This window comes from Idiomarina sp. D18 (genome assembly GCF_057748155.1).
Window position 1 is genome coordinate 485,909 of sequence record NZ_CM173240.1, and the last position, 26,319, is coordinate 512,227.

The 26,319-nt window shown below is 47.4% G+C and carries 28 protein-coding genes and 1 other RNA gene; 22 read left to right on the forward strand and 7 right to left on the reverse strand.

Annotated features, from left to right (window positions below; all coding sequences use genetic code 11):
- Positions 1–61: 61 nt before the first annotated feature.
- From radA to AC3AP5_RS02285, 4 genes are read left to right on the forward strand one after another with little or no spacing between them, the layout of a single operon-like run.
- On the forward strand, positions 62–1,426 hold the full coding sequence (gene radA / locus AC3AP5_RS02270) for a DNA repair protein RadA (RefSeq protein ID WP_287830279.1): 1,365 nt from the start codon (positions 62–64) through the stop codon (positions 1,424–1,426).
- Complete coding sequence (locus tag AC3AP5_RS02275; RefSeq protein WP_006956475.1) at positions 1,416–2,183, forward strand: ABC transporter substrate-binding protein; 768 nt, start codon at positions 1,416–1,418, stop codon at positions 2,181–2,183. The genes radA and AC3AP5_RS02275 overlap by 11 nt, the downstream gene beginning before the upstream one ends.
- Complete coding sequence (locus AC3AP5_RS02280; RefSeq protein WP_287830282.1) at positions 2,180–3,151, forward strand: FecCD family ABC transporter permease; 972 nt, start codon at positions 2,180–2,182, stop codon at positions 3,149–3,151. The genes AC3AP5_RS02275 and AC3AP5_RS02280 overlap by 4 nt, the downstream gene beginning before the upstream one ends.
- Positions 3,144–3,890: an ABC transporter ATP-binding protein gene (locus AC3AP5_RS02285; RefSeq protein WP_006956477.1), complete on the forward strand. Its 747-nt coding sequence runs from the start codon at positions 3,144–3,146 to the stop codon at positions 3,888–3,890. Before AC3AP5_RS02280 ends, AC3AP5_RS02285 begins: the two co-directional genes overlap by 8 nt.
- Here AC3AP5_RS02285 and ettA read toward each other — a convergent pair.
- On the reverse strand, positions 3,887–5,551 hold the full coding sequence (ettA, locus tag AC3AP5_RS02290; RefSeq protein ID WP_006956478.1) for an energy-dependent translational throttle protein EttA: 1,665 nt from the start codon (positions 5,549–5,551) through the stop codon (positions 3,887–3,889). The two genes, AC3AP5_RS02285 and ettA, sit on opposite strands and share 4 nt — an antisense overlap.
- Before the next feature lie 183 nt (positions 5,552–5,734).
- Between ettA and glyA the strand changes: the two genes are divergently transcribed.
- From glyA to ribBA, 4 genes are read left to right on the forward strand one after another with little or no spacing between them, the layout of a single operon-like run.
- Positions 5,735–6,991: a serine hydroxymethyltransferase gene (glyA, locus tag AC3AP5_RS02295; protein ID WP_006956479.1), complete on the forward strand. Its 1,257-nt coding sequence runs from the start codon at positions 5,735–5,737 to the stop codon at positions 6,989–6,991.
- A 20-nt stretch (positions 6,992–7,011) separates the two neighbouring features.
- On the forward strand, positions 7,012–7,461 hold the full coding sequence (nrdR, locus tag AC3AP5_RS02300; RefSeq protein ID WP_006956480.1) for a transcriptional regulator NrdR: 450 nt from the start codon (positions 7,012–7,014) through the stop codon (positions 7,459–7,461).
- A complete protein-coding gene (gene ribD, locus AC3AP5_RS02305; RefSeq protein WP_287830285.1) occupies positions 7,454–8,575 on the forward strand; it encodes a bifunctional diaminohydroxyphosphoribosylaminopyrimidine deaminase/5-amino-6-(5-phosphoribosylamino)uracil reductase RibD in 1,122 nt (373 codons plus the stop codon). The genes nrdR and ribD overlap by 8 nt, the downstream gene beginning before the upstream one ends.
- Positions 8,576–8,583: 8 nt before the next feature.
- Positions 8,584–9,702, forward strand: a complete 1,119-nt coding sequence (gene ribBA / locus AC3AP5_RS02310; protein WP_006956482.1) for a bifunctional 3,4-dihydroxy-2-butanone-4-phosphate synthase/GTP cyclohydrolase II — start codon at positions 8,584–8,586, stop codon at positions 9,700–9,702.
- Here the strand turns inward: ribBA and AC3AP5_RS02315 are convergent.
- From AC3AP5_RS02315 to AC3AP5_RS02330, 4 genes are read right to left on the reverse strand one after another with little or no spacing between them, the layout of a single operon-like run.
- Positions 9,680–10,570 carry a ketopantoate reductase family protein gene (locus AC3AP5_RS02315; RefSeq protein WP_287830286.1) on the reverse strand — a complete coding sequence of 297 codons (891 nt, stop codon included), beginning with the start codon at positions 10,568–10,570 and terminating at the stop codon, positions 9,680–9,682. The genes ribBA and AC3AP5_RS02315 overlap by 23 nt on opposite strands.
- Positions 10,563–11,885: an AmpG family muropeptide MFS transporter gene (locus tag AC3AP5_RS02320; protein WP_487326949.1), complete on the reverse strand. Its 1,323-nt coding sequence runs from the start codon at positions 11,883–11,885 to the stop codon at positions 10,563–10,565. The genes AC3AP5_RS02315 and AC3AP5_RS02320 overlap by 8 nt, the downstream gene beginning before the upstream one ends.
- A complete protein-coding gene (locus tag AC3AP5_RS02325) occupies positions 11,882–12,469 on the reverse strand; it encodes a peptidylprolyl isomerase (protein ID WP_006956485.1) in 588 nt (195 codons plus the stop codon). The genes AC3AP5_RS02320 and AC3AP5_RS02325 overlap by 4 nt, the downstream gene beginning before the upstream one ends.
- 1 nt (position 12,470) lies before the next feature.
- Positions 12,471–13,031 (reverse strand): YajG family lipoprotein, encoded by a 561-nt coding sequence (locus tag AC3AP5_RS02330; RefSeq protein ID WP_006956486.1) that lies wholly within the window; start codon positions 13,029–13,031, stop codon positions 12,471–12,473.
- Between the two features lie 144 nt (positions 13,032–13,175).
- On the opposite strand from AC3AP5_RS02330, the gene AC3AP5_RS02335 reads away from it, so the two are divergent.
- The 3 genes from AC3AP5_RS02335 (at position 13,176) to ffs (ending at position 15,274) form a co-directional block, all read left to right on the forward strand.
- Positions 13,176–14,264, forward strand: a complete 1,089-nt coding sequence (locus AC3AP5_RS02335) for a ketoacyl-ACP synthase III (RefSeq protein WP_287830288.1) — start codon at positions 13,176–13,178, stop codon at positions 14,262–14,264.
- A gap of 90 nt (positions 14,265–14,354) precedes the next feature.
- Positions 14,355–15,104 (forward strand): enoyl-CoA hydratase-related protein, encoded by a 750-nt coding sequence (locus AC3AP5_RS02340; RefSeq protein WP_272978383.1) that lies wholly within the window; start codon positions 14,355–14,357, stop codon positions 15,102–15,104.
- A 73-nt stretch (positions 15,105–15,177) separates the two neighbouring features.
- An RNA gene (ffs, locus tag AC3AP5_RS02345) (signal recognition particle sRNA small type) lies at positions 15,178–15,274 on the forward strand.
- Positions 15,275–15,296: 22 nt separating this feature from the next.
- On the opposite strand, the gene AC3AP5_RS02350 is transcribed toward ffs, so the two are convergent.
- On the reverse strand, positions 15,297–16,205 hold the full coding sequence (locus tag AC3AP5_RS02350; RefSeq protein ID WP_487326950.1) for a histone deacetylase family protein: 909 nt from the start codon (positions 16,203–16,205) through the stop codon (positions 15,297–15,299).
- Positions 16,205–16,717, reverse strand: a complete 513-nt coding sequence (gene priC / locus AC3AP5_RS02355; RefSeq protein ID WP_287830290.1) for a primosomal replication protein PriC — start codon at positions 16,715–16,717, stop codon at positions 16,205–16,207. The genes AC3AP5_RS02350 and priC overlap by 1 nt, the downstream gene beginning before the upstream one ends.
- A 470-nt stretch (positions 16,718–17,187) precedes the next feature.
- Between priC and AC3AP5_RS02360 the strand changes: the two genes are divergently transcribed.
- The 11 genes from AC3AP5_RS02360 to recR all read left to right on the forward strand — a co-directional run bounded on the left by AC3AP5_RS02360 (position 17,188) and on the right by recR (position 26,309).
- Complete coding sequence (locus AC3AP5_RS02360) at positions 17,188–17,976, forward strand: DUF3450 domain-containing protein (protein ID WP_006956491.1); 789 nt, start codon at positions 17,188–17,190, stop codon at positions 17,974–17,976.
- Positions 17,973–19,343: a MotA/TolQ/ExbB proton channel family protein gene (locus AC3AP5_RS02365; protein WP_006956492.1), complete on the forward strand. Its 1,371-nt coding sequence runs from the start codon at positions 17,973–17,975 to the stop codon at positions 19,341–19,343. The genes AC3AP5_RS02360 and AC3AP5_RS02365 overlap by 4 nt, the downstream gene beginning before the upstream one ends.
- A gap of 4 nt (positions 19,344–19,347) precedes the next feature.
- Positions 19,348–19,872, forward strand: coding sequence for a MotA/TolQ/ExbB proton channel family protein (locus AC3AP5_RS02370; RefSeq protein ID WP_006956493.1), 525 nt, complete (start codon positions 19,348–19,350; stop codon positions 19,870–19,872).
- Positions 19,873–19,884: 12 nt separating this feature from the next.
- On the forward strand, positions 19,885–20,286 hold the full coding sequence (locus tag AC3AP5_RS02375; RefSeq protein WP_006956494.1) for an ExbD/TolR family protein: 402 nt from the start codon (positions 19,885–19,887) through the stop codon (positions 20,284–20,286).
- Between the two features lies 1 nt (position 20,287).
- Positions 20,288–20,902 (forward strand): energy transducer TonB, encoded by a 615-nt coding sequence (locus AC3AP5_RS02380; RefSeq protein ID WP_006956495.1) that lies wholly within the window; start codon positions 20,288–20,290, stop codon positions 20,900–20,902.
- A gap of 15 nt (positions 20,903–20,917) precedes the next feature.
- Complete coding sequence (locus AC3AP5_RS02385; RefSeq protein ID WP_006956496.1) at positions 20,918–22,198, forward strand: tetratricopeptide repeat protein; 1,281 nt, start codon at positions 20,918–20,920, stop codon at positions 22,196–22,198.
- A 284-nt stretch (positions 22,199–22,482) separates the two neighbouring features.
- Positions 22,483–22,860, forward strand: a complete 378-nt coding sequence (locus tag AC3AP5_RS02390) for a response regulator (RefSeq protein ID WP_006956498.1) — start codon at positions 22,483–22,485, stop codon at positions 22,858–22,860.
- Positions 22,861–22,868: 8 nt separating this feature from the next.
- A complete protein-coding gene (locus AC3AP5_RS02395) occupies positions 22,869–23,399 on the forward strand; it encodes an adenine phosphoribosyltransferase (protein ID WP_006956499.1) in 531 nt (176 codons plus the stop codon).
- Positions 23,400–23,417: 18 nt separating this feature from the next.
- Entirely contained in the window at positions 23,418–25,340 is a 1,923-nt protein-coding gene (gene dnaX / locus AC3AP5_RS02400; protein ID WP_487326951.1) for a DNA polymerase III subunit gamma/tau, read from the forward strand.
- Positions 25,341–25,364: 24 nt separating this feature from the next.
- A complete protein-coding gene (locus AC3AP5_RS02405; protein ID WP_006956501.1) occupies positions 25,365–25,691 on the forward strand; it encodes a YbaB/EbfC family nucleoid-associated protein in 327 nt (108 codons plus the stop codon).
- A gap of 9 nt (positions 25,692–25,700) precedes the next feature.
- Positions 25,701–26,309, forward strand: a complete 609-nt coding sequence (gene recR / locus AC3AP5_RS02410; protein WP_006956502.1) for a recombination mediator RecR — start codon at positions 25,701–25,703, stop codon at positions 26,307–26,309.
- Positions 26,310–26,319: the final 10 nt, after the last annotated feature.

Consider the following 26,319-nt stretch of genomic DNA (forward strand, 5'->3'; position numbering starts at 1 on the left):
TTCTCTTTTATATTTATAATGATGAGCTTAACTGAGAGCATCATAGAACGAGAGCAGTGACATGGCAAAGACAAAAACAGCGTACGTGTGTACCGAATGCGGTGCTGACTTCCCCCGGTGGGTAGGTCAGTGCAGTGAATGTAAAGCATGGAATACCGTATCCGAGGTGCGTTTGGGCAATACTAAAGGAGCTGTCTCTGCAACACGCAGTGGATTCGCGGGAGTCACTCAAGCTAAGGTTACGACGTTAAATGAAGTTTCTTTGGAAGAGGTTCCGCGCTTTAGTTCTACTTTTAAGGAGTTTGACCGCGTCTTGGGAGGTGGTGTCGTACCGGGATCGGCCATATTGATCGGTGGTTCTCCGGGAGCGGGAAAGAGTACCTTGCTATTGCAAACCCTATGCCGCCTGGCGGGGGGAATGAAGGCCTTATACGTCACCGGTGAGGAGTCGTTGCAGCAGGTCGCTATGCGGGCAAAACGACTTGGCTTGCCTATGGATAAGTTAAGAATGCTTGCCGAAACGTCGGTCGAAACGATTTGTCAGCTTGCCGACCAAGAAAAGCCTCAGTTGATGGTGATTGACTCAATACAGGTCATGCATTTAGATGACATTGCGTCTGCGCCGGGCAGCGTGTCACAGGTACGCGAGTCAGCGGCGTTTTTAACGCGGTATGCTAAACAGAAAGGTGTTGCCATTATTATGGTAGGGCATGTTACCAAAGATGGTTCGTTGGCAGGACCTAAGGTTCTGGAACATTGTATTGATTGCTCGGTCATTTTAGATGGCTCGTCAGATAGCCGTTACCGTACGTTACGCGGTACTAAAAATCGTTTTGGCGCGGTGAATGAGTTGGGCGTCTTTGCCATGACAGGCAGTGGGTTAAAAGAAGTTTCTAACCCATCAGCCATTTTCCTGCAGCGCGGTGAAGAGCAAGGCAATGGTTCGGTAGTAACGGTTATTTGGGAAGGGACTCGACCATTACTCGTCGAAATTCAAGCTTTGGTAGATTACTCCGCATTAGCTAACCCGCGCCGCGTAGCCGTGGGTTTAGAAGCGACTCGACTTGCTTTGCTATTAGCTGTATTACACCGGCACGGCGGACTGCATGTCTCTGATCAAGATGTGTTTGTTAATGTGGTTGGTGGGGTAAAAGTGTCTGAGACATCGGCTGACTTGGCGCTGATGCTTGCCATCGTATCGAGTTTTAAAGGCGAACCTTTAGCACGCGAGTTAATTATTCTGGGAGAGGTTGGGCTCGCCGGTGAAATACGACCGGTGCCGAACGGACAAGAGCGTTTGAATGAAGCGGCAAAGCACGGTTTTAAACGTGCAATCGTCCCACATGGTAATGCCCCTAAGCAGGCGATTGAAGGGATGCAAGTGACACCCGTTAAGAACCTGCAGGAAGCGCTCGATGCGATTTAAAGGGCTGGTCGCATGCCTGTTTCTCGTGTTCTCGGTTGCGGCGGAGGCTTCTTCTCGCTGGGTCAGTTTAAATCAGTGCCTCGATTATTTGCTAATCGACTGGGCACCCGAGCAGGTGGTTGGGATTACGGGGCTCGATGAGACATTAATCAATGAGAAGCACCGTGCCCACTTTGGGCGTTTAGAGAATATTTTAAGGTTACAGCCCGATCGCGTGTTTGCAACAGAGTACAATAATCCTAAATTGATTCGGTTATTACGTCAGTATACTGAAGTCGAGGTTTTGCCCCAGCCTTCCAGTCTTGCGCGATATGATGAGTGGGTGACACAACTGAGCCAATATGCTCAGTTAGCCCCTCATGCACGTGCTCATCAACAGCAGTTAGAACAAGCGATTAAGCAAGCACAACAGGTTGCACAGAAGGTTATTATATTGATGCCCAATCAGTTTAGTTGGGGAACGGCGAGTTGGGCTGATGAATTAATTAGTGCGATGCACTGGAAAAACTTAGCCGCGCCTTTTGGAGACAACCTGGTCTCCTTAACCCTAGAAGAAGTGATAAAGCTTACGCCGGATCGTTATTTGCTAGAGGGGTTTAGCCGGGCTCATTACGCTCTTGCAAATGAGTGGCTCTACCACCCCTTACTGCAAGAACACTTAGAAAAAACACCGACTCAACAAATTCCTCCACGACTTTCCTCGTGCCCAGTGGTGTTTGCTGATGATTATTTGAAGGCTATTCAAGGAAAATTATGAAACTGAATCAGAGACAGTGTTTTATTATCCTGTTTGCCATTGTTATTTTACTTAGCGCTCTACAGCTCACCGTGGGGGGAAGCTCAATTAATTGGTGGATGCCGAATGCACTAGAGAAAGATATCATCTGGGATATCCGTGTTCCACGAACGTTGTTAACCTGGTTGATTGCTAGTGCTCTTGGGCTTGCTGGCGCAGTGATGCAGCTATTACTTAGAAACCCATTGGCTGAGCCGGGCATCACGGGTGTATCCGGGTGCGCTGCTTTAGTGACTATTGCGTGTCTTTACTTTGGCTGGTTACCCGCCTTTTCCTTTGGGCTGCCGGCATTGGCTTTAGTTGGCGGTTTGCTCGGTGTCTCGTTGCTGATGGTGCTTGCTGGACGACGGGCCTCGCCTACGCGAGTGATTTTAGCAGGGGTTGCGATTGCAACCATGAGTAGCGCAGCGATGGGATTGTTGCTTTATCTCGCACCGAATCCGTTTGCATTCCAAGAATGGGCCTTTTGGCATATGGGAAGCTTGGCAAATAAAAGTTGGCACTCAGTGATGCTGGCGCTACCGGGCATTGTGCTCGCGTTTCCTATCGTATGGTTGGGACGTCGCTTTTTATACGCGCTAACATTGTCTGAAGAGACCGTCGCGACGATGGGGTTCAATGTGGCGCGCTACCGCAATTGGATGTTGTTAGCTGTGGCGCTACTGACGACCGCATCGGTCGTAGCCGTTGGTGTGATTGGATTTGTTGGTTTATTAGCACCTCATGCAGTACGATTGTTAGGATTTAACCATCCGAAGTACGTACTGTGGCTGTCTCCAGTGACCGCAATTCTTTTACTCATTAGTTTTGATACGCTAGTACAGCTAATGAGCACCGCGCGTGAATTACCCGTGGGCATATTAGCGGCGTTAGTCGGCGCGCCACTGCTTATTGTGCTACTGGTTCGAGAGCGAAACAGCCATGCTTGAGCTTGACGATCTTTATCTTGCCGGGATTTCTCGGCCACGCTTGCAACATATCAATCTGAAGCTAACAAGCAATCAGCTGATTGGTGTTATTGGCGCTAATGGTGCGGGAAAAAGCTCATTATTGCGCGGAATAGCCGCAGTTGAACCTCAACTAAAGGGCCATATTCGATTAAAACATCAGGACTGGTTGCGCTTATCGCATCGTCAGCGACAAAAGTACTTGGGGTATTTGCCTCAGACAGAAGCGCCTGAATGGGATATTCGTATTGATGAGCTGGTCAATCTGTCGGCGCAGGTCACGCATTCACAATTAATGAAGCATTTAGAAAAGTATGCGCTACTGACTTTAAAGGAACGTCGAGTTTCACAAGTATCGGGAGGGGAACGACAGCGCGCATTACTAGCTCGGGCAACGTTGTCGGAGCCACAATTGCTTATTTGTGATGAACCCGTCAGTGGTCTCGATGTGGCGCATCAATTAACCATTATGCAGCAGTTGCATAATCACGCTCGCACGCACGGTCTGGTTTTGGCGGCGATTCACGATCTAGCGCTAGCAGCACGTTTTTGTGACAGTTTACTGTTAATGCACAATGGGGAATTAGTGCAGAGCGGGGAGCCGTTTGAGGTGTTGACTGAAAAAAACTTAGCTCACTGTTTTGGTGTACAAGCCGAGTGGTTTTGTAAAGATAACGGCGTTGGTTGGATACCAACGCCGTTGCAAGCAGTAAAAGATTAACCGATCGGTTTATATTTAATGCGGTGTGGCTCCATTGCCTGTTCGCCAAACTTCTCTTTCATATAAGCTTCGTAATCGCTGTAGTTACCTTCGTAGAAGACCACTTCAGCTTCATCGCGATAATCAAGAATATGGGTGGCGATCCGGTCTAAGAACCAACGGTCGTGCGAGATAACCAAAGCTGAACCTGGGAACTCGAGGATGGCTTCTTCCAGTGCTCGTAACGTCTCAACATCGAGATCGTTGGTGGGTTCATCTAATAATAAGACGTTGCCGCCCGCTTTAAGCAGTTTCGCAAGGTGCACGCGGTTGCGTTCACCGCCCGACAGCTCACCGATACGTTTTTGTTGGTCGGTGCCTTTAAAGTTAAAGCGACCGACGTAAGCGCGCCCTTGAACCTCAAAGTTACCAATGCGCAGGATATCGTTACCATCGGTAATTTCTTGGAATACGGTTTTGCTATCATCCATGCTGTCGCGGAACTGATCAACGCTCGCTAATTCAACGGTATCACCGAGTTCAATTGAGCCACTGTCGGGCTGTTCTTGGCCACTGATCATACGGAATAAGGTGGATTTACCCGCGCCGTTCGGACCAATGATACCGACGATAGCACCTTTAGGGACACTAAAGCTCAAGTTATCAATAAGCTGGCGCCCTTCGTAGGCTTTGCTAATCCCGTTAACCTCAATGACCTTATCACCCAAGCGCGGACCTGGTGGAATAAATAGCTCATTGGTTTCATTACGTTTTTGATAGTCGCTACTTTGTAATTCTTCAAAGCGAGCCATACGCGCTTTGCTTTTCGCCTGACGACCTTTCGGATTAGTACGTACCCACTCAAGTTCTTGTTTGATGGTGCGTTGACGAGCTTTCTCTTGACGTTCTTCTTGTGCAAGACGCTTCTCTTTTTGCTCCAACCAAGAAGAGTAGTTGCCTTCCCATGGAATACCATAACCACGGTCAAGTTCAAGGATCCAGCCTGCTACGTTGTCTAAGAAATAACGGTCGTGGGTAATAGCAACGACGGTGCCTGTGTAATCATGTAAGAAGCGCTCTAGCCATGCGACTGACTCTGCATCCAAGTGGTTGGTGGGCTCATCGAGCAGCAACATGTCGGGCTTGGAAAGTAACAGACGACAAATAGCAACACGGCGACGTTCACCGCCTGATAGGTTACCGATTTTAGCGTCCCACTGTGGCAAACGCAGTGCATCAGCGGCGCGGTCAAGGATATTTTCGATGTTGTGACCATCTTTGGCCTGAATCAGCGCCTCGAGTTGAGCTTGTTCTTTTGCCAACGCATCAAAATCAGCATTCTCATCGGCGTAGGCCGCATAGACTTCATCTAAGCGAGTAAAGGCCTCTTTAACGTCAGCGACGGCTTCTTCCACCGTTTCCTTAACGGTCTTTTCTTCATCGAGCTGTGGCTCCTGCGGAAGGTAGCCAATGTTAATTCCTGCTAAGGGACGCGCTTCTCCCTCATATTCAGTATCAACACCCGCCATAATGCGAAGCAAGGTCGATTTACCGGCACCATTAAGACCTAAAACACCGATCTTAGCGCCTGGGAAAAACGATAATGAGATATCTTTTAAGATAGTTTTTTTGGGTGGAACAACTTTGCTCACCCGCGACATTGAATAGATATATTGCGCCATAGCGACGAACATTCCTACTGTTGGATTGAAAATAGGACCTAGTTTACTGGTAAATACAGCAAATGCCCAAATTTGTTGCCGAATTTTTTCTTAACGGCATGTGACGGTTTGCTAGGCAGTTTGGGGTATTTTGCGGTAAACTGCACGTCATAATTTGGCTAATGAAATTGATGGATGTCCGAGATGCAGAAAAAAGATCAGACAATTGCCGCGTTTGACGCGGAGTTATGGCAAGCAATGAATCAGGAAGTTGAGCGTCAAGAACAACACATTGAGCTGATTGCTTCAGAAAACTATACCAGCCCACGTGTGCTAGAGGCACAAGGCTCACAGTTAACTAATAAATACGCCGAGGGTTATCCTCATAAGCGTTACTATGGCGGCTGTGAATATGTGGACGTAGTTGAAGACCTCGCGATTGCACGTGCTAAAGAATTGTTTGGTGCTAAATACGCGAACGTACAACCGCATTCAGGCTCACAAGCCAACACCGCTGCATTCATGGCACTTATGGAAGCCGGTGATACCTTCTTGGGAATGAGTTTGGCACACGGTGGCCATCTGACTCACGGTGCGGGTGTTAACTTCTCGGGCAAGCTTTACAATGCCGTACAATATGGTATTTCAGAAGAAACCGGTGAAATCGATTACAACCAAGTTGAAGAGTTAGCTAAAGAGCATCAGCCGAAGGTTATCGTTGCTGGTTTCTCTGCATACTCGGGTATTGTTGATTGGCAGCGTTTCAGACAAATTGCTGACGAAGTGGGTGCTTATTTGTTGGTAGATATGGCGCACGTAGCGGGTCTGGTTGCTGCAGGTGTATACCCAAGTCCAATTCCTTACGCAGACGTAGTAACAACGACAACACATAAAACCCTCGCAGGTCCGCGTAGTGGTCTGATCTTGTCTGGCAAAGATGATGAGAAACTGCACAAGAAATTAAATAGTGCGGTATTCCCAGGTAATCAAGGTGGTCCGTTGATGCACGTTATCGCAGCGAAAGCGGTGGCGTTTAAAGAAGCCCTTGAGCCTGAATTTAAAGCGTATCAAGAACAAGTGCTAAAGAACGCTAATGCGATGGTTAAAGCTCTGCAAGCACGTGGTTATAAAATCGTATCGAATGGCACGCAGAACCATTTGTTCCTCGTTGATTTAATCGACAAAGACATCACGGGTAAAGATGCCGATGCTGCATTAGGTCGTGCATACATTACGGTCAACAAAAATGCGGTACCGAATGACCCGCGTTCGCCGTTCGTTACTTCCGGTCTTCGTCTAGGTACACCTGCAATTACGCGTCGCGGCTTCAAGGAAGCAGAAGCTGAGCAAGTAGCTAATTGGATTTGCGATGTATTAGATGACATTAATAACGAAGAGACGATTGATCGCGTTCGTAACGATGTCAAAACGTTATGTGCCGAGTTTCCAGTTTATAAATAACGTTTGAAAAGGAGCGCGCTATGCACTGTCCATTCTGCGGAACACAAGATACCAAGGTCATCGATTCGCGGTTAGTAGGGGACGGTGCATCGGTGCGCAGGCGCCGAGAATGTAGCCATTGTCGCGAGCGCTTTACAACATTTGAGACTGCTGAACTGGTAATGCCCCGTGTAATTAAAACAGACGGTGGGCGTGAACCTTTTAATGAAGATAAGCTTCGCAGTGGGCTATTACGTGCGCTTGAAAAACGTCCGGTCAGTCTCGAAAAAATGGAACAAGCGGTCAATAAAATCAAATCCAGTATCCGTGCAACCGGCGAGCGAGAGATTACCTCTAACTTTATTGGCAATCTGGTGATGGATAACCTTAAGCAAATCGATAAAGTCGCATACGTTCGTTTTGCTTCGGTCTATCGCTCTTTTGAGGATATCAAAGAGTTCGGCGAGGAGATCGCGCGGCTCAATGATTAGTTTGGCACAAGATAAGCGCGACCATCTTTATATGCATCGCGCCTTGGAATTGGCAAGAAAAGGGCGCTTTACGACTGGACCTAATCCTGCCGTCGGTTGTGTCATCGTAAAAGACGCCAGTATCGTTGGCGAAGGTTGGCATCAGAAGGCGGGCGAACCCCACGCCGAGGTCTTTGCGTTACGCCAGGCTGGCACACAAGCCAAACATGCAACCGCCTATGTTACGCTTGAGCCATGCAGTCACCAAGGTCGCACACCGCCCTGTGTTGATGCATTGATTAATGCGGAAGTAGCTCGCGTGGTTATCGCGATGCAAGATCCCAATCCGATTGTATCAGGTCGTGGCATTCATAAATTACACGATGCTGATATCGAAGTTCGTGTTGGTTTATTTGAAACTGCAGCGCGAGCGCTTAATCCTGGTTTTATTCATCGTATGCAGACTCAATTACCCTATGTGCGGGTTAAGCTCGCGAGCTCGCTTGATGGGCGTACGGCGTTGAGTAATGGAGTGAGTCAATGGATTACCGGTGCTGCAGCGCGTGCTGACGTTCAGGTATGGCGTGCACAAGCCGACGCAATATTAACTGGCGCGGATACGGTGCTGGTGGATAACCCGAGACTGAATGTACGCCCTGAACAGTGGCCTGACGGGATCGAAAAACCATTATTTTTCAAGCAGCCCGTGCGTGTGATTATTGACGGGAAAAACCGCATTCATGATGATTTGCGACTATTTGAGGTTGAAACGCCTGTATTTGTCGTCCGCACTACGGAAGCTCCTGCTTCTCGACATCGCCATTGTCACGAGATTATTGTTAAAGCAGATAGCCAGGGTCGCGTAGACTTACATGACGCACTGAAAGAACTCGCATTGCGTGAGATTAATTTGGTATGGACCGAGTGTGGAACTCAGTTAGCGGGTGCTCTTTTTAACGCTCAGTTAGTGAATGAACTGGTCTATTATCAAGCCAACAAAGTATTAGGCAGTGACGCACGCAGTATGATTGCGTTGCAGGAACTGACTCAACTCGATGACGCGCTCTCATTTAACGTGCTTGAGCGCAGAATGGTCGGCGAGGATATTCGCGTGATCGCTCAGCCAATGAAGTAGGAACTATTATGTCATTGCATTCGACAGAAGAGATTATTGAAGATATCAAGCAAGGTAAGATGGTCATTCTAATGGATGACGAGGACCGCGAGAATGAGGGCGATCTTATTCTTGCAGCAGACTGCGTGACCCCTGAAGCGATAAATTTCATGGCGCGCTATGGTCGGGGACTGATCTGCCTGACCCTCAGCGAGGAACGTTGTAAGCAACTTAACCTGCCGTTGATGGTTGATCGCAACAATGCGCCATACTCGACTGCGTTTACGGTATCCATTGAGGCCGCCGAGGGTGTGACTACAGGTATTTCGGCAGCTGACCGCGCACAAACAGTGAAAGCAGCCGTAGCACGTAATGCTCAGCCGGAAGACTTGGTAATGCCGGGTCATATATTTCCGCTGAAAGCTAAGCAGGGCGGTGTACTCAACCGTGCGGGGCACACGGAAGCCGGTTGTGATCTCGCGCGCCTAGCCGGCTATGAGCCTGCTGCAGTGATTGTCGAAGTGCTTAATGAAGACGGCACCATGGCGCGCCGAGCGGACCTAGAAAAGTTTGCCGAAGCACACGATATTAAAGTGGGTACTATTGCTGACTTGATCGAGTATCGCTCAGTGCGCGAGAAAACCATTCGCCGTGTAGCCCAGTGTCAGTTGCCGACCAGTTTTGGCAAATTCAATATGATCACGTATCAAGACTCAATCGATCAACAAGTTCATCATGCGTTAGTGCATGGCGAAATTAATGCCGAAAAGGTAACTAACGTGCGCGTGCATTTGCAAGATAGTTTGCACGATACTTTATCAACTGAACGCGCGGCGAAGCGTAGCTGGCCGATTGCCAAGGCGATGCAATATATTGCCGAAAACGATGGTGTTTTAGTGCTTATTGGTCGTCAGCAAACGCCTGAGGATATCATTGCACAAGTGAAAGAATTTGAGGCACAGGATCAAGGACAGCACAAACCGACTGCGTCGGCGTCAAATGCTTCACGAAATGTGGGGGTCGGTTCGCAAATTCTTGCTGATCTAGGCATCCACCAAATGCATCTGCTCAGTTCACCGAAGCGTTATTCGGCATTGTCGGGATTCGGACTTGAAGTTGTTGACTTCATCGAAGATAAAGCTGACTGAATTGATGATAGAGTGCCGCATGAGTAGGTAGATTAACGCCTAACTCAGCGGCCTTTTTTAGCGCGTAGCCAGTCAGGGCCTTAATTTCTGTTTTTCGGTTAGCTTTTATATCCGACAGCATTGAAGATTGGTTTTCGGCGGTCGCCTCGCATACCTGTTCGACTAATACGAGCAAATCCGCAGTATTTAAACGATAGCCAAGCGCTTGACTTAGACTGACCAACTCAGAAACCAGCATACGTCGCTGTTCATGGTATTGTGCTTTGAGCAGTTCACCATTGAGACACTGGTTCACCGCTGTTAATGGATTAATTACACAATTAAGGCAAAATTTTTGCCATTGTCGTGCTTTGATATCTGCATCAAAGTGCAGTTTTGGAAAGGCGGTATGCAACTGTTCGGTTAGTTGTTGATGATGCTGTATGCGCGCATCGATCCAGTCTGAACCCAATCCTTTGTGCTCGGTCACTCGGTTACTGCGCGTCACGCCATGAGTGGTTATCCATGTATAACAGGGGCGTGATGTGGTTAAGTCTACAAGGCCGTTATGCGCGCAGATAATAGGTCGATCGTGAGGTACACCCAGTGTATCTAGACGTCGAAATACACTCTCAAGATCATAGGCCTTAACGGCTATAAAAACCGCTTGTATTGAGCTGAAGTCGCTATCGTTGATGATAGGAATTCGGCAAAGCTCAGTACGCGCTGACTGATAATCTCTAAAGTGATAATCAAAAAAATCTGCGTGTGGACTAGGTGAGCGAGGCAATGTAACGATAGGCAGCTTGGCACATTGCCATTGATGGGCAATAAGCTGACCTATCGCACCCGCGCCGACGAGTAGTAACTGTTTAGGATGTTCACTCATTTGAACCCCAGTGTGCCTGATAGCTTCGTTTTAGATAGCTAAGTAATAGCAAGCTTGGCAGGATTGCTAAACTGGTAAGCACAAAGAACAGACTCCAATTGCCATCGAGCTTATCAACCAGTACACCGCTGTAGGCGGATAAAGTGGTTCGGCCAAAGGTGCTCAGTGACGCGAGTAACGCATACTGAGTCGCGGTAAAGGTTCGGTCACATAAAAAGCTGATAAAACCTACAAAAGCTACAGTCGACCAAGCACTCGTAAAGCCATCGACTAGCACGGCCGCAAGAAACAGGTTCTCACTGGGTCCAACGTTAGCAATCCAAGCGAACATTAGATTTGAGCCCGCCATAGCGATGCCTGCAATCAGAAGACCTTTGAATTGACCAATACGCAGAGTTACCACGCCTCCGACTAGTGAAAAGAAGATAGTTATCCACCAAGTCACGAGTTTAGAGTAAGTGCCGATTTGCTCATTTGAAAAGCCGATCTCTTTATAAAATACAATCGACATTCGACCTAAAAAGGCTTCGCCTATTTTAAAAAGAAACACAAACAGCAAAATTTGTATTGCCAGTTTCGCACCGTTGCGTGAGAAGAAAGAACTAATGGGCTCAATGACGACAGTACTGATCCGTTTTAATAAGGATAGGGTCGCTATGGTAGTTGCTTTGACCTGTGTGTAACGTGCAGGCTTTATAAATAGAGTGACCAAAGCCAACGAAAGCATAAGCGCGGCGAGCACGATATAGGCATCCTGCCATTGCCAACGGGTACCGTCGACTAACAGAAACGGAATTGCGCCGAGACCCGCGTAGCCGCTCCACCAACCTGATGTGGCCATGGCGGCTCCAGCACTTTGCATGCGTCCTTCCGATTCAGAGAATGTCTCAATGCGATAAGCGTCAATGGCAATATCCTGGGTCGCAGAGCTAATGGCAATGAGCAGGGCGGCGATACCGACTAGATGTAAATTATCAGCGATGGTTAAAGTCGATATAAAGATACAGAGCGCGGCTATAAGAAGTTGACAGAGTAAGATCCAACTACGACGTTGTCCTAACCAGCGATTCAATACTGGAAGTTTAACGCTATCGACAAGAGGAGACCAAAGAAAATTGATTGAGTAGACCGCGAATACGGCACCGAAATAACCGATAACTGATCGGCTTAAGCCTTCTTCTTGCAACCATGCTGACAATGCTGAGCCAATCATCACCCAAGGAAAACCGCTGGAAAGCGCTAAGAAAAAGAGCGCTATCACACGTGGTTGACGGTAAACGTTAAGATCGGTCTTTAACGTATGCTGCGCTGTCATTGCGGCACGATTTCAATTCGTTTAAGCACGGGCGGGTTAGCAGGAACATCGCGCCAACCGGTTTTTTCGTCAAATGGCAAGGATTCAAGAGCGGCTAATTTTTCGAGCACGTCTAAACCTTTAGTGATACGTCCAAATACGGCGTAGCCCCAGTCACCGTCGTCGGGGTTGAGTGAGGTATTGTCGTTTAAATTAAAAAAGAACTGGCGAGTTGCTGTGTGAGGCTCACGTTCGCGAGCCATAGCGATGGTACCGTAGGTGTTTAACAGGCCGTTGCCCGATTCGTTTACGATCGTTTCATAGCTCGGCTTATCAGAGAATTCAGCATCGTAGCCGCCGCCCTGAATAACAAAGCCAGGTACTAGACGATGGAAGATAGTGTTGTTGTATTGCGCCTTAGCAACGTAGCGGAGAAAGTTAGCGACGGTGATAGGCGCTGCTTCGCGGTTAAGCTCGACAGTCAAATTGCCTTCAGAGGTAACAAAAACGACGGTTGGAAAGGGATTGTCGGGCTGCACTTGTGCTTGCGAATATGGGCTTGCTAAGACAATAAAACATGTTAATAGTGCGATAATTGTTTTCATTTTAACCTCGCGTTTCCGTAAGACGTAGCTGGGGATCGTTAGCAATATCGTTGAGTACCTGCTGTAGCAGACGCTTAAACTCACGCTCGATAGTTGCTTCATCGGGGTTAGAAACTCCCTCCGACTTACTGGTTCCCGTGAATGTCCGTGCATAAGAACGATTCATTCTTTGCGCTTCGACGCGAATGTTTAATTGATAGTCGAGTTGATATTTTAATGCTGTCTCGGTGTGCTCGACCACCGCCTTATTGATAGACACATACCAATTGAGGTCGCCCTGACCGCTGACAATCCCTGACTGTTGAAACGCTTGTTTGACGATCGCTGTCAGCGGCTGTGATGGTGCGGAAAACTGATTAGCTTTTTGGGTCTCTGTATCGATGTGGCGATAGAGGTAGCTGTGAGGTCGTTTATCTTGCACCATCAAGCGAGAAACACTGCCTGAAAGTTGTGATGTTACCGTCGGCGGTTCGACGATCAGATCAGAATCAATTGTCGAGCAACTGCTAATTGACAGCAGTGCCAGGGCGGAGAGGGCTGTGAGCTTTACTAGTTGACGCATGGCTTCCTCGTTTTAGTCATTCACGTAACACAGTTTCATGCTATCATACGGTAAAATTGTGCCTTGCAAAAATGCTTTACTGATATCTAGCAAAGCGATACGGTGATAAGGCAACGCGTTGTCAATGAAGTTAAAGGTTTTGTCGTGAAAAAATACGCAGAAATTACAGGATGGGGAAAGTGCTTACCGCCAGCAGTCATGACCAATGATGATTTGGCAACATTTCTAGATACCTCGGATGAATGGATTGTATCGCGAACCGGAATTTCAGAGCGACGAGTCAGTCATGTAGGGACGTCTAAACTTGCGACGGTTGCCGCACAGAATGCGCTCGCGGCCGCTGGATTGAACCCAGATGATATCGACCTGATTATTGTCGGTACCTGTACTGCCGATGAGATCATTCCTAATGTCGCTTCAGCAGTGCAACAAAACATTGGCGCACCGAATGCAGCAGCGTTTGACCTCAATGCGGCGTGTAGTAGCTTTCTTTACGCCATGCATGTTGCAACCCAAGCTATTCAAACAGGCGCTCATAAAAAAGTGTTGTTGATTGGTGCCGAGCGCCTGACGCGTATTCTCGACTGGACCAAACGTGAGAGTGCAGTGCTATTTGGCGATGGCGCAGGAGCAATGGTTTTGGAAGCGAGTGATGAAGAGGTAGGTCTACTTGCCAGTCATATTAGCTGTGATGCTGATGCGCGTGACGTGTTGAGTCTTGATTTTGGTTTGAGCTTCGACCGCTTTGGCTTTGATGGCATTATGCAGTTCGATTTTGTTGGACAAGAAATTTTTAAGCGTGCGGTCAAAGGCATGAACGCAGCGGTTGAGAAAGTATTTCAGCAAACCGGCTTAAGTACCGAAGATGTTGATGCGCTTATTCCGCATCAAGCGAATAAACGTTTAATCGATTATCTCGCGAAGTTATGTAAGGTGCCTTCTGAGAAAACCGTGATAAATATTCAGAATTACGGTAATACATCTTCTGCAACCTTACCGATCGCTTTTTGTGAAGCGGTAGAAAACGGCACTGTTAAGCCAGGAGATACCATTGTCTCGGCAGTGTTTGGCGGCGGACTAACCTGCGGCGCCGGCTTGATTCGTTGGGGTCAGCGCGTCACACCGATTAACCCTCCGATCTATGAATTGGAACCCACCGATTTAACCGCTTTAGATATGATTGTGCCTATGCACGAGAAGACGGCGGCGGCTTGGGCAAAGCGAGATAAATAATTCGTCTTTAAAGTACAAATAGCACTGATATTGTGGTGAAAAACTGATAATCTCGTGAGAGTGGTACAACCAGTTTCACGAGATTTTTTTATGACAGAACAACAGCACATTATTATTGATAAGAACGCCAGTGTAGTCACTATCCGACTTAATCGGCCTGCTAAGAAGAATGCTTTTACGCAACAAATGTATTCGGAAGCAACTGCCGCGCTGAAAGCCGCTGACGAGGACGAGACGATTAAAGTGGTCGTTTTCGAAGGGAGCGGTGATAGTTTTTCTGCGGGTAATGATCTTAACGACTTCCTATCCATCGAGTCACTGGATGAAACGGCTCCTCCTTTTAAGTTTCTTCATTTACTCAATAAAGTGAAAGTGACGTTGGTCGCGAAGGTCAATGGCTTAGCTATCGGCATTGGTACAACCTTGCTGTTGCATTGCGATCTTGTCTATGCGGCTGATAATGCAGTATTCGCTTTACCTTTTGTGCAGTTAGGGTTACTTCCAGAGGCGGGCTCAAGTTTATTGCTACCGCGCATCATGGGACACCAACGTGCATCCGAATTATTGCTACTAGGTGATTCGTTCTCTGCGAACAAGGCACAGCAGTATGGGTTGGTAAATGACGTGGTGGAGGCCGACAAACTTAATACGCGTGTTGATGAGGTAGTCGAACATCTGGTTAAACAGTCGCGCGGTGCTTTAAGAACCTCGAAGAAATTGATCAAAACAGAGTCGGATACTGTATCTGAACGTATTAGTCTAGAGGCTGGCTACTTTGCCAAAGCGCTCAGCTCTGATACTGCTAAGCAAGCAATAGCGGCCAAACTGAAGAAAAACTAGGCAGTCAGCGCACTGGGGCTTGTTTACCTTAGCTGAGTGCGCGATAATGCGCTTTCACGAGTTATGGTGACCCTGCGGGTCCCCTCGCGACACTAACTGGCAAACCCGGTCAGGCCCGGAAGGGAGCAGCCGTAGTCGGGGATGTGGGCGCCGAGGTGTGGCTGGTAGGGTCGCCACCCGTCTCTTTATATCCTAATCACTCCATACTTGATGACTTGCACGCAGTAGTTGAGCGTGAGCAAGAATTAGGCGCGATAGGTTGCGTTGATAACCACTCCCGATTACCGCAGCTAAACTAATATTATTTTGCTTCGCGTAGTCCAGCACAAAATAGTCACGTGAAAAAATGCCCTCGATAGATACATCAAGATGTCCGAGATCGTCGCGACGATATATGTCCACCCCTGCGTCATATAAAATCAAGTCGGGTTTAAAGTCTTTGGTTACCTTGTGCAATGTATGTTTCACGGCATCGAGGTACGCGCCATCGGTGGTACCCTTGGGTAAGGCGACATCGAGGTCAGAGTCCACTTTAGTAAAAGGGAAGTTTCGTTCACCATGAATAGAGCAGGTGAAGATATTCTCGTGGTCTCTTAAAAGCGTCGCTGTACCGTCACCCTGGTGAACGTCGGTGTCGAATATCAGAATTTTTAAATTGGGTTGTGCTTTTGTGGCTAAAACCGCACTCATCGCGAGGTCATTGATCAAGCAGAAGCCGCTGCCCCAATCATGGTGTGCATGGTGGTAGCCACCCGAGAAATGAATAGCAATGCGCTTATCGAGTGCTGTCTTCACCGTCTCGAACGTACCTCCAGCCGATGTCAGGGTGCGGGTCAGTAGTTGCGTTGACCATGGAAAGCCCACTTTGCGCCATTCCTTTTTGTCAAACTGATTCGTGATGAGCTTATTGATGTAGTTTGAACTGTGAGCTAACGCTACTTGGGACCAGTTCATTGGTGTCGGTTGAATAAACTGATCGGGCCGCGCGCCGTGCGCTAATGCCCATTGATATAGCATCTTATATTTATGTATTGGATAACGGTGCCGCTCTGGTAGCTGTAGCTCGCTATAGATTGGATGGTAAATAAATGGAACCTTCATCAGCCTTCGTCCATTATTTGAATTTGCCGCTCAACCTGACTGATTGCCTGTTGGCATCGGTTGAGACGCTTTTGATAAGCCTGCGCCTGAACAAGATCTCCTGACTGCTGAAACAGTTCCGCTTTATTTCTGAGTCTTATTTCATATTGGTGATACTTGGCTAGCGTTCGATGAAGCTGCCCATGCTGCGCTTGGAGCTGGGCGCGCAGATCGAAATCAGCGTCGGGCGGACGACTGTTTTGCAGTAACGCGCTTAGAGAAAGAACTTGCTCGCTGATTTTTTCGGCAAGATATTGCTTTCTCTCGTTATCATCGCTTGTTATTAATTTATTAATAAGCTGCTCAGTTTCATTTACGTAAGCAACCGCAAATTGGGACCGCGTAGTAAACAGATTTTCCGCAAACCATTGCTCGGCAAAGCGTTTATTGGCTTTTTGTTGGTCGAAAACCTGCGCTTTCTCACGTAACACTGCCAATGCTCGACTAAATTGTTGTAAACATGTTGGGGTCATGGCTTGCCGTAAATTTGCGGATTTAGAGTATTCTACCTAAATTAAAAGCAGCTTGCCTTTTAACAATCGATAATAGTTAAGTTATCAGTTGTTTAAATAACGTTGAAATTTGTAACGGAGTGTTGTTCGTCGATCAAAAAGTGATACTATGCGAAATAGGGTTCAGCTATGCAAAACTGCTCGGCAGTTGAGTTAGAACTGGACACTTGATTGACAGGAAGTTACCGCGAATAGCGGTTGGAAATGAATTCCGTTGGTAACATGGATTGATGTCGCACGGCTATCATAACGCAGTTAACGCTGTTTCAGCAGGTTGACAGCGTATGGTCATCGTGGGACTATTCCTGTGAATGTGCGCACTTTTTAAGGCGCGTACGCGGATAGAATTTAATCTTTTCGTCACTCAATAAAACTGGTGTTTCACGTTGTAAAACGTTGGAGCGGAAGTTAATTCAAATTGGTTGGGAACTATGACCAAAGTAATCAAGAGAACCAAACTCGCCGCAGCCTTAATGGGCGCAATGGCGGTTGCTGGCACCAGCGTTGCTGCTGCACAGCAAGTTGATGTAGCTAAGCTACAGAAAGAAGAGCAGCAAATCTTGAATGCGCAAGAGCAATCTCAAAAGAAGATTGATTCTTTGTATGAGCAAAGCCAAGATTTGTTGATTGAGTATCGCTCTGTTGTTGCTGAATACGAGAACCTCAAGGTCTACAACGACCACGTGGCTCGTTTGGTTGCTGACCAGCAGTCCAACATCGATTCACTTCAGCGTCAGATCGACACCATCGAAGAAACCAAGCAAGGCGTGGTTCCATTGATGTATGAAATGATCGACGCGTTGGAAGAGTTCGTTAAACTCGACATTCCAATCCACAAAGAGAAGCGTCTAGAGCGTGTTGAACGTCTTCGCGATATCATGGGTAACGCGAACGTATCTACCTCTGAGCAATTCCGTCAAATCATTGAAGCGTACCAAGCGGAGATGGATTACGGTCAAATGCTTAACGCTTATCAGGGTAACCTTAACGTCGACGGCGAAGAAGTTGCTGTAGACTTTTTCCACATGGGTCGCGTTGTATTCGCTGCACAGTCACTAGACTTGAAAAATGCGTGGTTATACAACAAAGACACCAATGAGTGGACTAAGTTGGAAGACGAGTTCTTGAATCCTCTTACCACAGCGATTCGTATGTCACGTAAGCAAACTGCTTACGATCTGGTGAAACTTCCAGTATTCGCAGCGGAGAGTGCAGAATGAAAAAATTAGTTAGTTCGTTAATGATTGCAGCAGCAGTCAGCCTTTCTGCAGGTACGACGCTCGCTGCGCAAGCACAAGACAATCAGCCAGAAGCAAAGAGCTTAGACGAATTGCTTCAATTGGTTGAAAAAAATCGTATTTCTTCTCGTCAAATCAGCGAAGAGCGTGAGCAAGAGTTCATGTCAGCACGTGCCGATAAGCAGGCGTTGTTGAACAAAGCTAAGCAGCAGCTGAAAGACGAACAGGCACGCGGTAAACGTTTACAAAACCAATTCTCAGAAAACGAAATCACTTTGGCGAACAAAGAGCAAGAGCTCGAAAATGCTAAAGGTACGTTGGGTGAGATGTTCGGTGTTGTACGTGGTGCGGCAACTGAAACTATCGGTCGTATCGCGACTTCAATCGTAAGCGCTCAATACCCAGGTCGTGAAGATGTTCTTCAAAGCCTTTCTGAAGCTAAAGAGCTTCCTACTTTGTCTGAACTTGAAGACCTTTGGACTGCATTGTTAACCGAAATGGTTCAATCAGGTAAAGTTGTTCAGTTTGACGCGGAAGTATTCAGCTTAGCGGGTGGTTCTGAGCAGCGCACGGTAACTCGTGTGGGTGTTTTCAACCTGATTTCTGATGACCAATACCTGACGTATAACGACACGACTGAACAAATTCAGCCGTTGGGTCGTCAGCCAGATGGTTATGTAACAAGCCAAGCTGATACCTTCACTAGCACTGACAGTGGCTATGCAGGTGTTTACTTGGATCCATCAAAAGGCCAAATCTTGGGTCTATTGACTCAGAAAGCGACGTTGATGGAACGCTATCACCAAGGTGGCACAGTAGGTTATGTAATCACCGTGGTATTAATCATCGGTTTGATTATCTCTTTGTTCAAGCTTGTGACGCTTACAGTCGTAGGTGGCAAGATGCGTTCGCAGCTTAAAAACATCGAGAATCCTTCAGACAAAAACCCATTGGGTCGCGTATTGAAGGTTTACCATGAGAACAAAAATGCTGATGCTGAGAACCTTGAGTTAAAACTTGACGAAGCAATCATGCGTGAAACGCCGAAGATCGAAAGCGGCATCAACGTAGTGAAAATCTTCGCAGCTATCGCACCATTACTTGGTCTCTTGGGTACCGTTGTGGGTATGATTGGTACGTTCCAATCAATCACATTGTTCGGTACAGGTGACCCGAAAATCATGGCGGGTGATATCTCTATGGCGTTGGTAACAACAGCTATGGGTCTTATCGCAGCGATTCCATTGATTTTGGCTCACAGTATTGTGGCATCACGTAGTAAATCAATTATTCACTTGTTGGATGAGCAAGCTGCGGGCATCGTAGCCGCTCACTCGGAGAAGGAGTAAGTTCATGCTTTACCTGATGGAACTATGGGAATCTATCAGGGATTTTATTGCGACCGGTGGCGACGTATTGTACGTCGTCATGGGGGTACTCTTTCTAATGTGGGTACTGATGATTGAGCGTTATTGGTACTTAACGAGTGCTTTCCCTAAATTGCGAAAAGATATCATCGCACGTTGGGATGCTCGTAAAGATACCACCTCATGGTACGCACATAGAATCCGCGAAGCATGGATTTCCGAAGCGAACGATAAATTGAATGCACGTATTCTGTTGATTAAAACTTGTGTTGCACTTTGTCCTTTAGTGGGGCTGCTCGGTACAGTAACCGGTATGATTACCGTATTCGAGATCATGGCAGTGCAAGGTACCGGTAACCCTCGTCTAATGGCGTCGGGTATCTCGATGGCAACTATCCCTACTATGGCGGGTATGGTTGCAGCGTTATCCGGTATGTTCTTTGCGACCCGACTCGAGAGTCGTGTTCGTCGCGCTAAGCAGAACTTGGTCGACAGTCTGCCACATCACTAAGAGAGTATTACTATGGCAAGAAATCGTATTCGTGAAGAGGAAGATGCAGCGATTGACATGACGCCGATGCTGGACATCGTATTCATCATGTTGATCTTCTTCATCGTAACAACCTCTTTCGTTAAAGAGGCTGGTATTCAGGTGAATAAACCTGAAGCAAACCAGGCCAACAAGGAGCCTTCAGCTAACATCTTTATCGCGATTCGCGACACAGGTGAAGTCTGGATGGATAAGCGTCAAGTTGACGTAGAACGCGTGGCAGCAAACCTTGAGCGTATGCTTGCTGAGCAACCTACTGACTTAGTGGTTATTCAGGCAGACAAGAAAGCTGAGCATGGTCGTGTTGTAGAAGTCATGGACCAGGTTAAGGAAGCGGGTATCGATAAGATATCCATAGCAGCGGAGACTAACTAATATGGTGCGCTTTTTAGTATCTTTAATACTAGGTGCGGCCGTTACGTTTGCTCTGTTTGCTTTTATGGCTTACTTAATCGGTGGGGGGGCTAAGAGTAATGAAGCTCCGCCTCCCACTCCGGTCATTGACATCGTAACGTCGCCGCCAGAGTCCGACGTTCAAGAGCGCCGGAGAACACCTCCGCCGCCACCACCGCCGCCTCAGGCTCCGCCTGAGACACCGCAGTCTGAACCAGATACTTCAGATTCGGGTGGTATGAACATGAGTATGGGCTTCGACGTCGATGTGGGTGGCGCTGACACTGGTTTGTCAGGCCCCGGCAACTTGTTGAACCAAGATGGTGATGCTACGCCAATCGTTCGAATTGAACCTCGGTATCCACCTTCTGCGGCGCGTAATGGCACCGAAGGTTGGGTACAGTTGAGATTCACTATCGACGAACAAGGTGGTGTTACCGACGTTGAAGTAATTGACTCAGAACCTCGTCGAGTGTTCGACCGAGAGGCACGCCGCGCGTTATTGCGTTGGAAGTACAAGCCTAAGGTCGTAGACGGTAAGCCTGTTCGTCAAGAAGGTATGACTGTTCAGCTCGACTTCAACATGGATGGGCAATAAGAAATGAAAACTGTAATGAAGACATTTGTTACTGCCCTTGCTTTTGGCTTGGTTGTGGCTACCGCTCCGGTAGCCGCTCAAGACCTCGGTCTTGATTTGCCAAGTAAAGAAACCGTTGAAGCGCAGAAGAAAGCTCGTAAAAACCAAGTCGCCTCACAGCGCGTTGGTCGGGCGATCATGGATGCGTTCGAGTTGTACGAGCAAGAGCAGTTACAAGCAGCTATCACTATGCTTGAGGAAGAATTGCCAGATACAGAGGGTTACGATCGAGCTTATCTAAGTCGTTTCTTAGGTACACTCTATGCGCAAGCAGAGCGTACCGATGAAGCATTGCCAATGTTGAAAAACGCGGCTGACGAAGATGTACTCGGATGGAGTGACCAAGCGGCTGTTTTGAAGTTAGTGGGACAACTGAGTCTGCAAGAGGAAAAATTCGAGCAGTCAGTGACTTACTTACAGAAATGGTTCGAATTCACTGGTGAGATGGATCCTCAGTCCTTGTTCTATGTTGCTAATGCTTATTATCAACAAAAGGAATTCGCTAAGATCGTACCTTATGCAGAAGCGGCACTGAAGTATGCGGATGAGCCGAAGAAAGACTATTATACGCTACTGATGGCCTCTTACTTTGAACGTAAGATGTACGACAAAGCTATTTCGACGGTCGAGGAAGGCTTAAATGTGTTGCCTGAGACGATCTCGTGGTGGCCGCAACTTGCACAAATGTATATGCTCAAGGAAAACCTTGCAAAAGCATTGCAGACAATGGAAATTGCGTATTTAGCGGGTTATCTGAAAGAGGAAAACCAATTTAAGTTATTGGTTCAACTCTATGATAACGAGGGCGTCCCTTATAAAGCTGCGACGACGATGATAAAACACATCCAGTCAGGCGATATTGAGGGTACAGCTAAGAACTACTCTACCGCAGCGAATAGCTTTCACCGCGCTAAAGAGCTTGCACAAGCAGCAAAATGGTACGGTAAAGCCGCTGAGTTGGCAGATGACGGTGATAACAAAGGCGAGTATTTGCGTAAGCAGGGTAACCTGCTAGTGCAAAACGAGCAGTACGTAGCTGCGACGACTCCGCTCAAAAATGCATTAGATTATGCACAGGGTGATGATAAAGGTCGTATCTACATGTCACTAGCAGAAGCATTCTTCTATGGTGGCGATTATCGTCAGGCACTGACTTATGTGAACGAAGCGGCTAAGTTTAGCAATCAGCGTCGTAGTGCGCGCAGTTGGAAAGGTTATATCCAATCCACAGCGAAACGCAAAGGCGTCGATTTATAAAGCTTAAGTTGATAGAAACCCCGCATTCGCGGGGTTTTTTTTTGCCTATATTCACCTATGTCAGCCACTTTTATAACGATTAGATTTAGAGTATGATCAGCGCCGACTTTATTCGGAGGAATTTTCATGGGTAGTAACAATTATAAAGATCCTTCAAGCGGTAAATTTTTGTTGATTGCCGTCTTACTTTTCGTTTTCGCAGGATGTCTCCCACTAGTTTTGCGCTTTTTTCAATTGATCGGTGCGTAAAGACTACGTGCGTTCCTGAAAAGGACCTTAATGTTATGACGATTTCTACGCTCGTGGTCGACGATAACGCCAATACACGAGCTGATATTGGAAGCAGTTTGTCTAGCTTGGATATCAACCTGGTGTTTGCGAACGATGGTTTAGACGGATTAAAACAAGCCAAAGAGGGCTGTTTTGACCTCTTGATCATTGATCATAAAATGCCATTAATGGACGGCCTCACGTTACTTAAAAACTTACGTCAGCTTGGCCAATACCACCATACGCCGATTTTGTTTGTTACCACGCAAGACGTGACAGAGGTAGAGCCTTTAGCGCTTAAACATGGTGCTACGCGCTGTTTGAGTAAACCGTTACAGGCACAGTTTTTGTGTGATGTGGTGAGCTATTACACAAAACGTTCGGTTGCTTAAGGATAACTATGGATTTGATCAAGTCTATCCGGGATAGTATTCGAGCAATCCCAGATTACCCTAAGCCAGGAATTACCTTTAGGGACATTTCACCGTTGTTGCAGTCTAAAGATGCGTTCAAATCGACCATCGAGGCTTTTGCACAACGCTATCAAGAGCTAGGTATTGACCAAATTGCGGCGGTAGAAGCGCGAGGCTTTATTTTTGGTGCAGCACTTGCGCAACGGCTCGGTTGTGGGCTGACTTTGTTGCGTAAGCCAGGAAAGTTACCTGGGCCTGTGGTCAAAGAGACCTATGCGTTGGAGTATGGCGAGGATGCACTCGAGATACAAGAATGTGCATTTAAAGAGCCCCAACGAGTTCTTTTGATGGATGACTTACTCGCTACTGGCGGTACAGTCGCGGCCGCGGCAAAGCTTTTATCTCGGACTCAAGCGGAGTTGTTAGAGGCTGCATTCGTCATAACATTGGATGATCTTCCAGGCGAACAAAAATTGCAGGATCTTGGCATATCGTGCTATACCTTGTGTCGATTCTAATCAATTAAGAGGCGGTTAATGGCTTATCAAGTGCTTGCTCGTAAATGGCGCCCGATGCAGTTTGATCAAGTAGTGGGTCAACAGCACGTGCTCGAGCCCTTATTCCATGCACTTGAACAGCAACGACTGCATCACGCCTATCTGTTCACCGGCACACGCGGTGTGGGTAAAACCACCATCGCGCGTATTTTAGCGAAGGCGCTGAATTGTGAACGTGGGGTGAGTGCTCGACCGTGTGGAGAATGCCCAAGTTGTGAAGAGATAGAGCAAGGTCGGTTTGTTGATCTTATCGAGGTCGATGCAGCTTCGCGTACTAAAGTTGAAGATACGCGAGAGTTGCTTGATAACGTACAATACCGTCCAACGCGTGGAAGGTATAAGGTCTATTTAATAGACGAAGTACATATGCTTTCTCGCCATAGTTTTAATGCACTCCTAAAAACCTTAGAAGAGCCTCCTGAGCACGTTAAGTTCCTTTTAGCTACGACGGACCCGCAAAAACTACCAGTGACGGTGGTGTCACGCTGTTTGCAATTTAATTTACGTGCGCTCGATCGTGAGCAAATTGTAGGGCAACTTGAATATGTTCTAGAAAATGAAAACGTACCTCATGATGCCCAAGCTTTAACCTTATTGGCGCAATCAGCTAAAGGTAGTATGCGTGATGCATTAAGCCTCACTGATCAAGCGATAGCGCAAGGGCAGGGTAAAGTTCAAGTTGAATCTGTGCAGCGTATGCTTGGACACCTCGCTGATGCGCATGTACATCCCCTTTTGGATGCGCTCGCGAGCGGTGATAGTGGTTCAGTGTTCGAAAAATTTGATGAATTAAAAAGTTTGGTACCTGATCCGTTAATGATTCTTAACGAATTACAGCGTGTTATACACCGGATCGCGTTAATACAGCAAATTCCTGCCATGATGGGCGCTGAGGACAAAACCAACACGACTGAAGCATTACTGCGAAAGTTACCCGCAGAAGTACTGCAGTTATATTATCGGATCGTAATAGAGGGCAAAAAAGAGGCGCCTTATGCGGTGGACCCGCAGAGCGCTGTCGAAATGACATTGTTGCGACTGCTATCTTTTACGTTCGAGAATCCCGAATCAGGCGAGGAGGCTTTAACACGTCCGCCTGAATCGAATTTAGACACAATAACGCCGTTTGAACAGACTGAAGAAGCAGCTCACGCAGGTCAGCACAGTGGCGATACTTCGATACAGAGCGAAGCTGATGATATGTCCGCACTGGAGGCTCAGCAGCGCGATATTGAAGCGCAAGCCGCTCAACATAGAATGTCGAGACCAGCAGAGGGTGTTGCTGAAGATAACTCGGTTGCGCCTGATGAAGGACTAGCATCACTGTTGAACATGCGACAGGACTTGTCTGGTCATCAAGAGCCGGAAAAAAAAAATTCTGAAATAGATATTGAAACGTCGCCCGAACAGCCTCATTTACCAAGTAGACAGCCCGATAAACAGCATGCTGAACCTGTGCTAACGACTCCAGTTAGTCTGAGTCACATACAACAGCGGTTTGATTCGTCGACACGACGCGCAGCCGATGTAGACAGCTGGGCTGCGCTGGTCGATGCGACAGCGGTACAAGGCTTGACTCGACAACTCTTGCTAAATTCGGTGTTGGAAAAAGTAGGTCATCAGCAGTGGTGTATTTGGGTGACTGAAGAACAGCAAAGTTTATTAAGTGAAAAAACGGTAGCCCTTGCCAGAGAGGCCTTATGCGAAGTGTTGTCGGCACAAGGGGAGTATCGCTTTTTGGTTGGCTCTCAACAAATGAGCACGCCGTTGCTGATTCAGCAGGCGATTGATCATTACCGGTTGGAGCAGGCGAAGTTATGGTTGCAGAATGACTCGGGATTTAATGAGTTATTGAATTCATTTGACGCGGTGACTGACGAAACGTCTATCAGCGCACGATAAAATTTAGCAATAGAGGATTTGACCATGTTTAAAGGTGGTATGGGAAATATGATGAAGCAGGCGCAGCAAATGCAAGAGCGCATGCAGCAAGCCCAGCAAGAGATCGCTGAAATGGAAGTGACCGGCGAGTCCGGTGCAGGTCTTGTTAAAGTAACCATGTTAGGCAACCACAACATCAAGCGCGTTGAAATTGATGAAAGCCTGATGGACGATGATAAAGAGATGCTTGAGGATCTGATTGCAGCGGCAACTAATGATGCAGTCCGTCGCGTAGAGGAGACGAGCAAAGAACGCATGTCGGAAATCACTGGTGGTATGGGTCTACCGCCTGGTTTTAAGATGCCGTTCTAGGTTCATTCTATGAGTGAAGGAATCAGTCCCGCGATTGATCGCTTGGTTGACGATTTAAAGCGTCTACCAGGTGTGGGTAAAAAAACGGCGCAACGTATGGCGTTCCATTTATTGGAACGTGACCGAGAGGGGGCGCAACGTTTGGCTGATTCCTTGCACAACGCAGTTGAGCGCGTAGGTCACTGCCAACAGTGCCGCACACTGACTGAAGAGCCTTTATGTCGTATTTGCGCGAACCCCGCGCGCAGTGAGCAAGGTACGTTATGTGTAGTAGAGACACCTGCTGACGTATTGGCTATTGAACAAACATCGCAATTTAAAGGTCGTTATTTTGTTTTGATGGGTCACCTATCTCCTCTTGATGGTATAGGCCCAGAGGACATTGGTCTTGATGAGCTCGAAGCACAGCTTAAGAGCGCTGTGATTGAAGAGATTATATTGGCGACTAATCCTACCGTAGAAGGCGATGCAACAGCTCACTATATCGCCGATATTGCCGAATCCTTGAATGTAAACACGTCTCGAATAGCTCATGGTGTGCCCGTTGGCGGCGAATTAGGCTATGTTGATCAGGCTACCCTTGGACATGCATTCACTGGACGTAAAAAATTTGGTTGACGCTTGAAAT